Source organism: Haloferax sp. Atlit-6N (assembly GCF_003383195.1).
In the GTDB taxonomy this organism is placed as follows: Archaea; Halobacteriota; Halobacteria; order Halobacteriales; family Haloferacaceae; genus Haloferax; species Haloferax gibbonsii.
This window is the reverse complement of the sequence record NZ_QEQJ01000217.1, coordinates 1-500: the sequence shown is the minus strand read 5'-3', so window position 1 is coordinate 500 and position 500 is coordinate 1. Positions and strand designations below refer to the sequence as shown.

Sequence of the window (500 nt, the reverse complement as noted above, 5' to 3'; positions counted from 1 at the left end):
CTCTGTGTGGACGAAAAACTGGACACGCATCCGAACGTTCGCGGAGCCGAGGTATGCGTCGAGTAGCGAGGTGTGCGTCGGCCAGCAAGTGCGTGTCGAGCAGCCCGGAAGGCGCAGATCAGGCGTCCGCCCGGTCGACGGCAGCCGCGACGACGTCGGTCACCTCGCCGACGAGCGCGTTCACGTCGTCGGCTTCCGCGTACACACGGACGTACGGCTCCGTCCCCGAGGGTCGCACGAGCGTCCACGAGGCGTCGGGAAACTCCAGTCGGACGCCGTATTCGGTGTCGACACCGGCGTCGGGGAACGCCTCCGGAAGCGCCGTCTCGAGTCGCTCCATCACAGTCGATTTCAGGTCGTCGGGACAGTCGACGCTCACTTTCCGGTAGGGCCGTTCCGTCACGGGCTCTCGGAGGCCGTCGAGGCCTTCGCCCGCGACGAGACGCGTCAGGACGGCCGCGGAGGCGACGCCGTCGATCCAGCCGCCGTGTCGCGGGTGG

At 68.6% G+C, this 500-nt stretch carries 1 pseudogene; it reads right to left on the bottom strand.

What is annotated here, in order from left to right:
• Window positions 1-118 precede the first annotated feature (118 nt).
• Window positions 119-500, bottom strand: a pseudogene (locus DEQ92_RS22020) (phosphomannomutase); the annotation flags it as partial.